Origin of the sequence: Rhizobium sp. 11_C7_N12_5 (assembly GCF_051811145.1) — a bacterium.
Lineage (GTDB): Bacteria > Pseudomonadota > Alphaproteobacteria > Rhizobiales > Rhizobiaceae > Rhizobium > Rhizobium lusitanum.
On record NZ_JBPWPY010000003.1, the window covers coordinates 250,820 to 263,230 of the forward strand.

The 12,411-nt window shown below is 57.3% G+C and carries 13 protein-coding genes; 6 read left to right on the plus strand and 7 right to left on the minus strand.

From position 1 onward, the window contains the following. Positions 1 to 318: 318 nt before the first annotated feature. The 6 genes from fumC to AB8B29_RS30565 all read right to left on the minus strand — a co-directional run bounded on the left by fumC (position 319) and on the right by AB8B29_RS30565 (position 5,685). Entirely contained in the window at positions 319 to 1,779 is a 1,461-nt protein-coding gene (gene fumC, locus AB8B29_RS30540; RefSeq protein WP_439006975.1) for a class II fumarate hydratase, read from the minus strand. Continuing rightward, positions 1,772 to 1,942: a hypothetical protein gene (locus tag AB8B29_RS30545; protein WP_156143663.1), complete on the minus strand. Its 171-nt coding sequence runs from the start codon at positions 1,940 to 1,942 to the stop codon at positions 1,772 to 1,774. Before AB8B29_RS30545 ends, fumC begins: the two co-directional genes overlap by 8 nt. Before the next feature lie 3 nt (positions 1,943 to 1,945). Next, complete coding sequence (locus AB8B29_RS30550) at positions 1,946 to 3,076, minus strand: threonine/serine ThrE exporter family protein (protein ID WP_162734457.1); 1,131 nt, start codon at positions 3,074 to 3,076, stop codon at positions 1,946 to 1,948. 12 nt (positions 3,077 to 3,088) lie between these two features. After that, positions 3,089 to 4,582, minus strand: a complete 1,494-nt coding sequence (gene mqo, locus AB8B29_RS30555) for a malate dehydrogenase (quinone) (RefSeq protein WP_037198689.1) — start codon at positions 4,580 to 4,582, stop codon at positions 3,089 to 3,091. Continuing rightward, entirely contained in the window at positions 4,575 to 4,991 is a 417-nt protein-coding gene (locus AB8B29_RS30560; RefSeq protein WP_037198688.1) for a cupin domain-containing protein, read from the minus strand. Before AB8B29_RS30560 ends, mqo begins: the two co-directional genes overlap by 8 nt. Before the next feature lie 472 nt (positions 4,992 to 5,463). After that, positions 5,464 to 5,685, minus strand: coding sequence for a LysR substrate-binding domain-containing protein (locus AB8B29_RS30565; protein WP_037198687.1), 222 nt, complete (start codon positions 5,683 to 5,685; stop codon positions 5,464 to 5,466). 74 nt (positions 5,686 to 5,759) lie between these two features. On the opposite strand from AB8B29_RS30565, the gene AB8B29_RS30570 reads away from it, so the two are divergent. From AB8B29_RS30570 to AB8B29_RS30595, 6 genes are all read left to right on the plus strand, one after another. Beyond that, positions 5,760 to 6,092, plus strand: coding sequence for a hypothetical protein (locus tag AB8B29_RS30570; protein WP_051963891.1), 333 nt, complete (start codon positions 5,760 to 5,762; stop codon positions 6,090 to 6,092). Between the two features lie 155 nt (positions 6,093 to 6,247). Further along, positions 6,248 to 7,081 carry a formate/nitrite transporter family protein gene (locus AB8B29_RS30575; protein WP_037198686.1) on the plus strand — a complete coding sequence of 278 codons (834 nt, stop codon included), beginning with the start codon at positions 6,248 to 6,250 and terminating at the stop codon, positions 7,079 to 7,081. A gap of 89 nt (positions 7,082 to 7,170) precedes the next feature. After that, a complete protein-coding gene (locus AB8B29_RS30580) occupies positions 7,171 to 7,419 on the plus strand; it encodes a hypothetical protein (protein ID WP_131512035.1) in 249 nt (82 codons plus the stop codon). A gap of 451 nt (positions 7,420 to 7,870) precedes the next feature. Beyond that, positions 7,871 to 9,454, plus strand: a complete 1,584-nt coding sequence (locus AB8B29_RS30585; protein ID WP_037198753.1) for a sensor histidine kinase — start codon at positions 7,871 to 7,873, stop codon at positions 9,452 to 9,454. Then, positions 9,447 to 10,124: a response regulator transcription factor gene (locus AB8B29_RS30590; protein WP_037198683.1), complete on the plus strand. Its 678-nt coding sequence runs from the start codon at positions 9,447 to 9,449 to the stop codon at positions 10,122 to 10,124. The genes AB8B29_RS30585 and AB8B29_RS30590 overlap by 8 nt, the downstream gene beginning before the upstream one ends. A gap of 32 nt (positions 10,125 to 10,156) precedes the next feature. Beyond that, positions 10,157 to 10,537 (plus strand): response regulator transcription factor, encoded by a 381-nt coding sequence (locus tag AB8B29_RS30595; protein ID WP_037198682.1) that lies wholly within the window; start codon positions 10,157 to 10,159, stop codon positions 10,535 to 10,537. A gap of 161 nt (positions 10,538 to 10,698) precedes the next feature. On the opposite strand, the gene moaA is transcribed toward AB8B29_RS30595, so the two are convergent. After that, positions 10,699 to 11,736 carry a GTP 3',8-cyclase MoaA gene (moaA, locus tag AB8B29_RS30600; protein WP_439007141.1) on the minus strand — a complete coding sequence of 346 codons (1,038 nt, stop codon included), beginning with the start codon at positions 11,734 to 11,736 and terminating at the stop codon, positions 10,699 to 10,701. Between the last annotated feature and the right edge of the window lie 675 nt (positions 11,737 to 12,411).

Consider the following 12,411-nt stretch of genomic DNA (forward strand, 5'->3'; position numbering starts at 1 on the left):
CGGTGACAAACTGACGAGTGCTCATCATCATGGTCGTGATCCTTTCGAACGGTCAGCTGCTATGTCTGATATGCATGACCGTGGGTGGGACATAAGCTCTGGGTTGATTGCCGCAAATTTTCCAAACAGTTAAACGTTGTTAACTTTTGGACAATCCGCTTGTGATTGCAACCTTAGTGCGCGTAATTGCTTGCTTTCCGGAAAGTTGTGTAGACAGTCGCTGGACGAGTATCGTGATCTAATTGCGGCGCTGCAAACCTGGCTACTTTGCGGCCGTCTCTCCACCTGGAGACGGCTGCATTTGCTGTAACTGATCGATCAGGCGCCGGCCAAGCCGCTGCCAATCATGTTTCCGGGAACGATAACCTTCTCATACTGCTCTTCGGTCACGAAACCGGATGAAAGCGCGGCCGCCTTGAGGGTCGAGCCGGTCGCGACGGCATTTTCGGCAATATGGGCGGCCTTCTGATAGCCGATAACCGGAGACAGCGCGGTGACCAACATCAGATTATTATCGACATAGGACTGGATCCGATCCCGGTCGATCTCCGTGCCTTCGACCGAATAGGTGCGGAATTTCTCGCAGCCGTCGGCCAGAATTGCCGCCGAGTGCAGGAAATTATTGATGATGATCGGCCGCATGGCGTTGAGCTCAAAATTGCCCTGACTGCCGGCGAATGCGGTCGCGGTGTCGTCGCCGATCACCTGGATCGAGATCATTACCATCGCTTCGCATTGTGTCGGGTTGACCTTGCCGGGCATGATGGAAGAGCCCGGTTCATTGGCCGGCAGTTTCAGTTCGCCAAAGCCGCAGCGCGGGCCGGAGGCGAGCCAGCGCATGTCATTGGCGATCTTCATGAGGGAGACAGCGACACCGCGCAGCGCGGCCGAGGCGCGAACCATGGGATCGAGCGAACCCTGCGCCATGAACTTGTTGGGTGCAGTTACGAACGGCTTTCCGGTGAGTTCTGCAATCTTGTTCGCGACATTGACCGAAAAGCCCGCCGGCGCATTGAGGCCGGTACCGACGGCCGTACCACCGAGTGCAAGCTCAAGCAGGCCCTCGCGTGCATGCTGGATTTCGGCGATGACTGCGCGGATTTGGGCGGCCCAGCCGGACCATTCCTGCCCGACCGACAGCGGTGTCGCGTCTTCGAGATGGGTGCGGCCAACCTTGACCACGTCCATCCATCCAGCTGCCTTCTTCTCGATCGTCGATGCCAGCTTCTCGAGTTCGGGGATGAGCCGATCGTCGATCGCGGTCACTGCGGCGATATGCATAGCCGTCGGAAAGCTGTCATTGGAAGACTGGCCCATATTGACGTCGTCGTTCGGACCGACCGGATGCTGCGAGCCGAGGGTTCCGCCGAGCAGCTGGATCGCTCGGTTCGACAGGACTTCGTTGACGTTCATGTTGGACTGAGTTCCGGAACCGGTCTGCCATACGAAGAGGGGGAAGTGCGCATCGAGATCACCGGCGATTGCCTCGTCGGCGGCCTTTACGATGGCGTACATCTTCCAGCCGGGGAGCTTGCCGGATTGGCCGTTGACGAGAGCCGCCGCCTTCTTGACGACACCGTAGGCATGGTAAACGGCCTTCGGCATCCGATCGCCACCGATATTGAAGTGAAGCAGGGACCGTTGCGTCTGAGCCCCCCAGTAACGATCAGCAGGGACCGTTACTTCGCCCATGCTGTCGAACTCGGTGCGTTCGCCCGTTGCAGCGAGGCCGATCGGAATGTCCTTCATCACCGGATGGCTGCTTGTGGTGTCATTCATGGTCTTGGTCCTTTCGTGAGTTCGCAGGTGAAGACTCGTTCGGGAAGCCCGAGAGCGGCAACGCCAGGCCGATGGCAATGGCGATGGTGGTGATTGTCGTGATGATGGCGAGCGAGAATGTGTTGGCGACGAGGTCAAGCGGAGCTTTGGCGCCCAGAGACATAATCTAGAGGCCGCCGATACCAGCGCGGAAGCCGAATGATCCGGGGATCATTGCGACGACGCCTGGAAAGGCAAACACCACGGCGGGCACCTGGTGAATGGATGCCGCCAATCTCGCGATCAGTGCGGCAACTATGGCACCAATCAGCGAGGCGATCGGGAGGTTTATGCCCAGTTCCTCCGGGCCGGTGCGCAGTCCGTGGCTTGCCATTCCTGCGATGACGCAGAAGGCGATGCCCCGAACAGGAACGTTGAAGAGCAAGGCAAAGCCGATGGCTGCGAGTGCGGAGAACAAGAGATCTTCGGGGACCGGGAGCATGCCCGGCCCCACATCGACCGGCAACTTGGCGCCCGTGACAACACCCACCACATAGAGCGCGAAGCCGATCGTTAGGACGAGGGTTATCCCCGTTGTCAGCCGGGCAATGCCGTTTCCGGCGTGGCCCGTGGCAATTTCTCGAATGCCGTTGATGAGGGGGACACCCGGAACGAGGATCATCCCGGCTGCCGTCAGCGCAAGGATCGGCGATTCCTCCGGCCGCAGCCGTAATGCAAAGACTGCGACAAGGCCGCTGATGATGGCCACAGCGAAAGTGACCGCGAAGGGGTTCGGTAGAAGCTCCGGCAGGCGCCGCCTTAGAAGGGTGCTGACCAAGCCTGTTACAAAAGATGCCAGCGCCACCGTCCAGGAAGAACCGAACAACATGGCCAGGGAGCCGGTCGTCACCGCTACACCCAGGATGACCACATACTCGGGATAGCCATGACTATTTCGTTCGGCGTCATCGATCCGACGCTCGATCTCGAATGAGCCATCTCGGCGCAGGAGGATATCATCGGCGATTTGCTGGATCTCCAGCAACTTGCCCATGTTCACACCGGTCGTGGCTACTTCGTGGCCGAGTTTGGTGCTGAACTGCTCCTCGGTTCCAACGGTAACGAGGATGCCCTCCGGGGTGACCAGGGCGTGGGCAGGATGCCCAAGGTGTCGGGCAATCTCGGTGACGTTATGTGCGACATGCCGCGTATCGGCCCCATTCATGTAGAGAAGGCGGCCGATACGCGCGGCAAGGTGGGCCGCGCGAGCCGCCGGGACAGAGGCCCGGGGCTCTACGGCTTGTTTGTCCCGGGCCATATCCATATCAGATCAAACGAATTCCAGACCGAGCACGGAGGCGGTCTCTGATCTGATCTTGCGGCAGGCATCAGCGTCCGTCTTGAGGTCGATGCCGTAAGTCGGGATGACTTCACTCAGGCGTGGCAGCCAGGCGTCTTCGGTCAGCCTGTCGGCAAAGCACTTTTCGAGGACTTCGATCGCGATGAAAGCCGCCGTTGAAGCACCAGGGGAGGCACCGAGGAGTACGACGAGGGAGTTATCGGCGGCAGCAATCAGCTGCGTGCCGAATTCCAGTTCGCCACCCACATGTCCCTTCGGCTTGATGATCTGGACGCGCTGACCGGCGACGGCTTCGGTCCAGTCTTCTTCCTTTGCCAACGGGAAGAAATGCTGCAGCGTTTCGAACTTTGCGCGGTCAGTCGCGACGACCTGGCCGACGAGATATTCCTCGAGCTGCAAGCTGTGGAATGCCACATCCAGCATCGGCAGAATGTTGGCCGGACGGATCGAACCGAAGAGATCAAGATATGATCCCTCCTTCAGAAACTTGGTCGAGAAGCCGGCATAGGGGCCGAACAGGACCGAGCGCTTGCCGCCGATGATGCGAGTGTCGAGGTGAGGCACCGACATGGGCGGAGAGCCGTGTGCCGCCTTACCGTAGACCTTGACATGATGGCGGCTTGCAACGGCATCGTCGTCACACCGAAGCCAGATCCCGCTAACTGGGAAACCGCTATAACCGTGACCTTCGGGAATGCCGGATTTCTGGAGGAGCTCGATGGACGCGCCGCCGGCGCCGATGAATACGAAGCCAGCAACGGTCGAGGACCTGTCACCGCTTGTGACATCCTCCACCTCGACGCGCCATTTTCCGTCCTCGGTCCGCGACAGGTCCGTGACGCGGTGCTTAAAAAACACCGAGAAGCCGCTCTGCGCCGAAAGCTGGGCTATCAGAAGATGGGTGAGGGCACCATAGTCGACATCCGCACCGCTGACGATGCGGGTAGCTGCAACCGCTTCGCCATTGGCGCGACCTTCCATGACGAGCGGCGCCCACTCTTCGATCCTGGCCGAAGCGTCCGAGAACTCCATGCCATGGTAGCAATGGCTTTTCGTCATGGCAGCGAAGCGTTTGCGAAGAAACGCGACATTGGCGTCCCCGGTCACGAAGCTCATATGGGGGCAGGCATGCAAGAAGGCGCCCGGATCCTGGATCGCGCCCTTGCGGACGAGATGTGACCAAAGCTGCCGCGAGACGTCGAATTCGACGTTGACTTCGAGGGCCTTGTGGATATCGACGGTGCCGTCTGCGAGCTGGGGCGTGTAGTTCAGTTCGCAATTGGCCGCGTGGCCCGTACCGGCGTTGTTCCAGCCATGGGAGCTTTCGAGCGCGCAGTCCTCAAGCACTTCGAAAGCAACCATGGACAGCCCAGGTTCAAGCTCCTTGAGCATGGTCGCCACGGTCGCGCTCATGATGCCGGCGCCGATGAGAACGATGTCGGCTTTCTCGTTGACGTTAGCCATGCACCTGCTCCTTGCTCTGCGACGACGTGGTTGCGACGAACCCGGCGCTGGCAGCGTTTGCCAGGATCACATATGCGCGACGCCACGGATCTTCCCCGAGCAGCCGCCAACGATGGCCTGTGCCCGTTGTGTCCTCGGCAAGTAGAATGTCGCCCGGATGAATGGTGAAGCGCTTGCCGCTTTTGGTTTCGAACTCGAGCGTGCCGCTCAAGGTGAGAACGAACTGGCGGATGGGGGCAGGATGCCAGGCATATTCTCCGCCAGGCCCGGTCTCGCGAAACGAGATGGAAGTGCTCTTGAACACCGCACTTAATGTGTCTCCGCGTTCACCCTTCGGGAGATCGATGACCCCCTCCTCGAACTTGGAATTGCCCTCGCTGTCGGTCCAGATTCGGACGCATCGAAACATGTCTTTCACCTCACTTTGGCTCAGACACCCGTTGCATTTTCGGGCCTGATCTGTTTGCAGTGAGGTGCAGCCTAAGCTGCTGGCGATCGGCGGCGATACCACGCTTAGGTATAGATTTGACCAGACTTTAGCCTATCGAGGATTGGTCTTGTCAGGCGTAAGCTATTGAAAATCAATAAATTTAAATAATATAACCCTGTTCCCCTCCAAAGCACTAGCGCGCATCCTGTACTGCCCAAGGCAACGGATGGGATAGACCTCCACGTAGCGGTTTAGATTGCTGTCAGTCTTTCGGAAGAAACGATCTGAGACCACGTAAGGAAAACTTGGAGCTCCATTCCGACAACGCGCGTAATCTCGTTTACGGTCCGGTTGGCGAGAAGTTGCCGCACGCCGCAGTAGATCATCATGGCGTGGAGTCGCCGGATCGCTTCGGCTTATATCGGCAAGGCTTGACCGTTCGTCGGGTCTTCTATTCATCAGGCCGCGAAAGAGGGCCCAGCATTTCTGTAAGCTTTTCGTCAAGCGCTTCTATGAATGCTCTTACTTTGGGCAGAAGCATGCGTGTCGTGGGATAGACAGCCCCGACAGCGAGTGGCTCGGGTTCCACCCCTTGGATCTTGATTTGGACGAGGCGGCCCGCACGCACGTCATCGGCCACATTCCACCGGGCAACAAGACCTGCAATAGACATTTACCGGGCAATCCGGACGGTCTTCTCGGTTCTCACTTGCACGAGGCGAACTTTCCGACCTGCGACGCAGGCTGTTGCGTGAGGATGCAGCAAGGCTTCTTCCGCCACAGTTCATCGTGGCGATCGATGCGGAGGAGGCCCCGTCCGTCCAGGGCATTTTCGATTATGAGGCGGACCGGATCAGCGGGACTTCAACCGCTCTGATCGGAGATGCGGCGTTCGTGGTTCGCCCCCATACAGCAATGGGCGTGGCCAAGGCGGCCGGCGACGTCCTGTCGCTTCGTGCGCATCTTCGGCGGGCAACAAACCTTGTGGCGGCATTGCGTGGTTTTGAAGCGGAGAGGATCGTGGTCGGCCGCGAGATTGCCGCATACGGGCAGCAACTCGGCCGTTCGTCCATGCGATAACGATGTTCACCTTGCCGGACTAGCCTGCGGAGCACGCAGAAAACGATACCATAGGGCTGGTCCCCTAAACGTACGTATGGTTCAGCCATGGTGCGATGAGGGCTACGGTTCGACAACTCAAATGTTACGCCCGGATGGGCGCGAGAGGTCGAACGATGTACGAAGATTCCGTCAACAGTTTCGCGGAAGCTGGCGTCCACAAGGCGCAAGTCGTTAAAACCCAGTTTTTTGCTTTCGTGATCGGCGCAGCAATGGCCGGAGCCTATATCGGCTTCGGCGATGTTCTAATGTTCACCGCCGGTGCTCACGTCGATCCTGCTTGGGCCCATCTGGTCATGGGCATCGTCTTTTCGTCTGCTTTGACGATCGTCGTTTTTGCTGGCTCCGAATTGTTTACGGGAACAGCCATGTACATGACGCTCGCGGTTCTGACCCGGCGGGCGACAATCGGTGATGTCATTCTGGTTTGGTGTGCGGCGTGGATCGGCAATCTGGTCGGCGCAGTTATTCTTGCGGCGCTCATCCATCTTGCAGGTGGCGGCGTCATCCTTGGTGATGGCAGCCAGACATTCTTCAGTATCGTCTCTGCAAAGATGTCGGCTGGCTCTGCAGCACTTCTGGCGCGAGGGATCCTCTGCAACTGGCTTGTATGTCTGGCTATCTGGATGGCCGGCAGAACCGACAACGCCGCGGCAAAGGTCATGCTGATCTTCTGGCCAATCACGATTTTTGTCGCCGCCGGCTTTGAGCATTCGGTGGCAAACATGTTTACCTTTGCGGTCGCGCTCATCGGTGATCATCCACCAAGCGTGACGTTCGCTGGGGCCATCCACAACCTCGTCTGGGTGACGCTCGGCAATCTGATTGGCGGCGCCGTCTTCATGGCGCTTGGATACTGGGCCCAGTTCTATAGCAGTGGCCGCGTTTCCTTTGCGCCATCAGCTGTCCCCTCTCAATCACGTATCAAGGCAACGTGGGGTGACCAGTGATGTCTCCGCCAACCGAACCCGGCGAGAACAATGGCGCCGCACTCCAGTTGGCGTTCCCCAGTGTCCGGCCCGATGATGCCGGCGCCCAGATGAAGCATCTCAAATCCATGACCGCTCATGCGCGCCATGGCATCGTCATAGGCCTTTGTGCCAAGCTCGAAGAAATGTCGCTTGTGGCAAGGGCGAGGGCAATGGCAGACCTAGAGGTGATGCTGGCAGACCTATCGCAATCAATACGGCTTTCCGCCGCCGAGATCTCTGACGCCACCTTTGGGCTCGCATTAATAGGAAAAATGTCCGCTTCAGTCAGCCGGATCGAACAGAATTTCACTGGATGACGCTCGCGAGATCGGATGCTTTGAGGCGCCGCTTTTCTGGCGCCAATTCTAGAATCGCCAGGACGCGAAGCCCGCGACACAATCGTGGGAATGTCCTCAAATGCCGTGGGCGCGTGCGCGAACGTATATGGTCGGCGACACCTAAGTATAGTTACGTTCATTCGAACAGCCCGCTAATCTGGCACTCGTTACCTCGATCGCCGCCCGTCGACGAGGCCGGCAGCGCCAAGGCGCTGCAAGGTCCGAGCAACCCTCCCCTCGGACCGACTGCGGACCACCGCGATCCGCAAAGGCCGCCTTCCACTGCCGGGAAGGTGGCCTCTTTTATTTGGCGACTCTGCCTCGAATTCCCTCGTTTCGAAGGGTTCCCGTAATGAGCAACTAGACCATTGTATAGGTCCGGCGGACGCCGCGAAAAGCTATCCTTCATCTCAAAGATATGGAACCGCCCATGACACAGGTGCTGGAATTGAGATTGGCAAGGTTGGAAGCAGGTCGATACGATCTGATCTTTGGTAGTACAGCCCTGCTCGTGGCTGCGGCGGTTTTTGCCGTCGATATGTTCTCCCAGATCGAGGGTGCGATAGCCGTTCTATATGTGATTGCGCTTCTGCTGGCAGCTGAGTCCGTAAACAGGCTTGGTCTGATCATCGTCACGGCGCTCTTCATGGTAGGCGCGTTGACTTCATTTTTCGTGACACACGCGTCGGATCCTGACTTTCCGACTTTCCTGCGCCTTTGTGTAGCACTTGCCGCTCTAGCAGTGACAGCAGCGTTGCTGTTGCGAACAGACCAAGCCAGAACGGCGCTTCTTCAGACAAACTCTGCGTTGCGCGCTAGTGAAGCCCGCTATCGTGCGATTTTTGATCGCACTCGGGTCGCCTTGTGGGAGTGGGATTATTCGAAATTGCGCGAATTCCTGATGAGTCTAAAATCTCGCGGCGTGACCGACGCGAAGGCCTATGCGCAGTCGAACCCCGGCTTTTTGAAGGATTGCGTCTATAAGATTGAAATCGTTGATGCCAACGAGGCGGCGGTTGAGCTCCTTGGTGCATTTGCTGCCGATGTTCCAGGTGGCATCATGCACCGGATCATCCCGAAGGATAGCGATACGTTCACGGCCCTGCTGCAGGCTATCATGGATGAAGCAACCTATTTCGAAGACAATGCAGAGGTGTTCAACGAAGATGGCGAACCGAGAATCGTTCTTCTCGACATCAGCTTTCCGAAAGATCCATCGGCGTTCAGTCGTGTGATCGTCAGCATGGTTGATGTGACGCAGCGAGAGGAAGCACGCAAGGCGCTTGCCGATGCACAGGCTGAACTGAGCCGTGCTTCGAAAGCGGCGACGGTCGGTGCGTTGTCGGCGTCGCTCGCCCATGAGCTCAATCAGCCACTTGGAGCAATCGCAGTCGCTTCGCAGACCCTTATTCGCTGGCTTGATCGGACACCGCCGGACATTGAATCGGCAAAGCGATCTGCAGAACGGATCCTACGCGACAGTAATCGGGCGAGTGACATTTTCAAGAACACACGTGTCATGATGCTGCCGACACCAAAGGAGAATGAGACCGTTGATCTGGCGAGTTTGGTCAACGACACACTCACGCTGATGGACCACGATCTGCAGCGCGAACAAACGGATGTGGAGGTCGTCCAAAAGACGAAACTTCCAGAGGTTGCCGGCATTCGCGTCGAGATGCAGCAGGTCCTGATAAATCTGATTTCCAACGCGGCGCAGGCCATGACGGGATCGGATGCCTCCAAGAAACTGGTGACCATCACGCTGGATGCGCCAGCCGACGCAACTCACGTCTCAATCACGGTTCGGGATACAGGGCGAGGACTTGATGCCGATGCTCAGCAGAACCTGTTCAAGCCTTTCTTCACGACCAAGGAAAACGGCATGGGGATCGGCCTTTCTATTTGCAGAAGTACCATTGAAGCCATAGGCGGCTCGCTTGATGGGCACAATCATCCCGATGGCGGCGCGATTTTTGAGATCAAATTACCGAAGGAGAAAGCCGATGCTTGAAATGAAGACCAGCAAGCGGAACCCGGACTCCCCCGTCATCTATATTCTCGATGACGATCTTTCGATGAGGGAGTCCCTGATCGACCTCTTTCGCTCCATGCAGTTCGAGGCTGAGGCCTACGCAAACCCGAACGAGTTTATGGGGATGGCCGATCTCAATCGCGCGGGTTGCATCGTTCTTGACGTTCGCTTGCCTGGCATCAACGGCCTGGACTTCCAGACCCATCTCGAGCGTGCCGGTAGCCTTCTCCCCATCGTCTTCATGACCGGATACGGCGATATCTCCATGAGCGTCCGTGCCATGAAAGCGGGCGCCGTGGATTTCCTGGCCAAGCCATTTCGCGATCAGGATATTCTGGATGCCGTCCTTGCTGCAGTCGAACGCGATGCAACCCGCCGACGCGAAATGCGCCGCCACCAAGACGTCGCAACCCGCTTCGAGACCTTGACAGTTCGAGAGCGTGAGGTGATGGAGGCAGTTGTCGAAGGTCTAATGAACAAGCAAATCGCCTTCAGGCTCGGTATAAGCGAGATCACCGTAAAACTGCATCGAGGAAACGTCATGAAGAAGATGCAGGTGAAGTCGGTCGCAGAATTGGTTCGCGCGACTGAGCATGCCACTGAACATCTGGCACGATCGGCAAGTCCCACGCTCGTCCGCGTTGCCTAAGACCAATAAGAAAACAATGAGAGTCGGAATAAGTGTCCCAATCTTCCCTAATCGCCGTTGTCGATGACGATCTGGCAATCCGCGAAGCGCTCGATGACCTGATCAAATCGCTCGGATATCAAAGCAAGCTGTTCGAGTCTGCTGAGGCCTTCCTCGCATTCAAGCAGCGCTCTACCGTGGACTGCATGGTCGTTGATGTGAAAATGCCCGGTCTGAACGGTATCGAACTTCAAAGTCGTCTGAATCAGGACGGAGACCGTCCTCCCATGATCTTCATGACGTCTTATCACGACGAATATACCCGAAGCGCAGCGCTTGACGGTGGTGCGCTAGCCTTTCTCGGCAAGCCGGTTGATCTGACCAAACTGATCGAATTTATCGATGTGGCGCTGGCTTTACCCAAGCGCGCCTGACCAAAGATCCGTCGTTCAACGACCGTCATTATCCAAATGCCAGGGAGACGGAGAAGGCCTCGCACAGCGGCTTTCCCAGAAGCTGTCAGTTAAGGCGATGGAGCACCGGAGGAGGTCGTCGTTGTTGAACGCGACTGATAGATCCTTTTACCAAACGTGGCTCAACCACCGGTCATGCTCATATGCCGGGCGACGCTCGGACGATTGTTCGAGCGGTCGATGATAAAATCATGGCCTTTCGGCTTGCGACTGATCGCTTCCGAAATTGCTGTATCGATGGCCGTGGCGCTTCCATCAGTGCGCAGTACAGACCGAAGGTCCGCGGCGTCGTTCTGGCCGAGACATAGGTAAAGCGTACCTGTGCAGGTCAGCCGAACGCGATTGCAGCTTTCGCAGAAATTATGGGTCATGGGCGTGATAAAGCCCACACGACCACCTGTCTCCGCAACCTTCACGAAGCGCGCCGGACCACCGGTGCGATACGTCAAATCGTGAAACGTGAATTGTTGCTCCAGATCGGAGCGCAACTTTGAAAGCGGCAAATATTGCTCAGTGCGGTCTTCGTCGATCTCTCCCATCGGCATCGTTTCGATAACGGTGAGGTCCATTCCGCGACCGTGAGCGAACTGGATGAGAGCTGGCATCTCGCTGTCGTTAAAGTCCTTGAGGGCAACGGTATTGAGCTTGATCGCGATCCCGGCCTTCTGCGCAGCGTCCAGCCCTTCCATGACACGGTTGAAATCACCCCACCGAGTGATCTTACGGAATTTCTCCGGGTCGAGCGTGTCAAGCGAGACGTTGATCCGCCGCACGCCGCAGTCGGCGAGTTCTGAAGCGTACCGCGCCAGCTGGGAGCCGTTGGTTGTCAATGTCAGCTCGTCGAGCCCCTGACCGATATGTCGGCCCAGCTGGCGGACCAGATACATTATGTTCTTACGAACCAGTGGCTCTCCGCCCGTCAACCGAAGTTTGCGGACACCTCGCTCAATGAAGGCAGAGCAAAGCCGATCGAGCTCGTCGAGTGACAACAGATCCTTTTTTGGAAGGAACGACATGTTTTCTGCCATGCAATAGGTGCAACGGAAATCACACCGGTCTGTCACGGAGACGCGCAGGTAAGTAACAGCTCTGCCGAACGGATCGATCAATCCGTTTTCGACTGGGGTTTCAAAGCTCTGCGCAGTCTGAAGAACTGTCATCTGTCTCACGGTTCCTTCCGATTTCGCATGAAAATCCAGCACACGAAGCGCCAGGACAACCATACTTATGTATAGGCTAATGTCCTGCGCGTGTATCACGCAGTGGACGTCACTCGTCCGCGACGAGGTCGCTCGGAAAGTTGATTAAGACGTCGGTTCCCAGTGTGGGGCGTTCCAATCGACGCCATAAGCGCTTTCGTGAAGGCGACAACCTTGGCACTTGGGCTCTGAAGGGTCCGTAGAAGGTAAATACCGGGCGGATCGTCGTTCCAACAGCCGACGGCGTGACGGCACGTTTGCGGGCTGTTCCGGAGAAGCTTCCTTCCTGGACGACACCCACGAATGTGGGAAGAAACTCAGCTTTCATCTTTGCATTCCCGGCAAAACCGTTCTGAGGAGATTTGGGCTCATACCTGCGGCCTGTAGGGTCCAATTTCCTGCTTGCCAGAAAACCTCAGAAACAAGCGTTTTCGCTGTATTTCCCTGCATTCTGCGCAAAAAAACCGGACTTTCCTCCAACACCTTTGCCGGTGGCGAAGGCGAGAAGCCAAGACCAAAGGATAGGGTCGAGACTAATCAGTATAATTGAGGCCAAGCCCGTCGAATGCCAATTTCACCCCAGAGCAGACAACGGGTTGCTCGAAAAGATCACCGCAAGAGCGCCAGGAACTTTGC

Bases quoted from the DNA above. Each gene is read 5' to 3' on its own strand.
- AB8B29_RS30545 (WP_156143663.1), bottom strand. From the start codon at position 1,942: ATGTCTCTGGGCGCCAAAGCTCCGCTTGACCTCGTCGCCAACACATTC.
- AB8B29_RS30560 (WP_037198688.1), bottom strand. From the start codon at position 4,991: ATGTTTCGATGCGTCCGAATCTGGACCGACAGCGAGGGCAATTCCAAG.
- AB8B29_RS30590 (WP_037198683.1), top strand. From the start codon at position 9,447: ATGCTTGAAATGAAGACCAGCAAGCGGAACCCGGACTCCCCCGTCATC.
- mqo (WP_037198689.1), bottom strand. From the start codon at position 4,582: ATGGCTAACGTCAACGAGAAAGCCGACATCGTTCTCATCGGCGCCGGC.
- AB8B29_RS30550 (WP_162734457.1), bottom strand. From the start codon at position 3,076: ATGGCCCGGGACAAACAAGCCGTAGAGCCCCGGGCCTCTGTCCCGGCG.
- moaA (WP_439007141.1), bottom strand. From the start codon at position 11,736: ATGACAGTTCTTCAGACTGCGCAGAGCTTTGAAACCCCAGTCGAAAAC.
- AB8B29_RS30575 (WP_037198686.1), top strand. From the start codon at position 6,248: ATGTACGAAGATTCCGTCAACAGTTTCGCGGAAGCTGGCGTCCACAAG.
- AB8B29_RS30585 (WP_037198753.1), top strand. From the start codon at position 7,871: ATGACACAGGTGCTGGAATTGAGATTGGCAAGGTTGGAAGCAGGTCGA.
- fumC (WP_439006975.1), bottom strand. From the start codon at position 1,779: ATGAATGACACCACAAGCAGCCATCCGGTGATGAAGGACATTCCGATC.
- AB8B29_RS30565 (WP_037198687.1), bottom strand. From the start codon at position 5,685: ATGTCTATTGCAGGTCTTGTTGCCCGGTGGAATGTGGCCGATGACGTG.
- AB8B29_RS30580 (WP_131512035.1), top strand. From the start codon at position 7,171: ATGAAGCATCTCAAATCCATGACCGCTCATGCGCGCCATGGCATCGTC.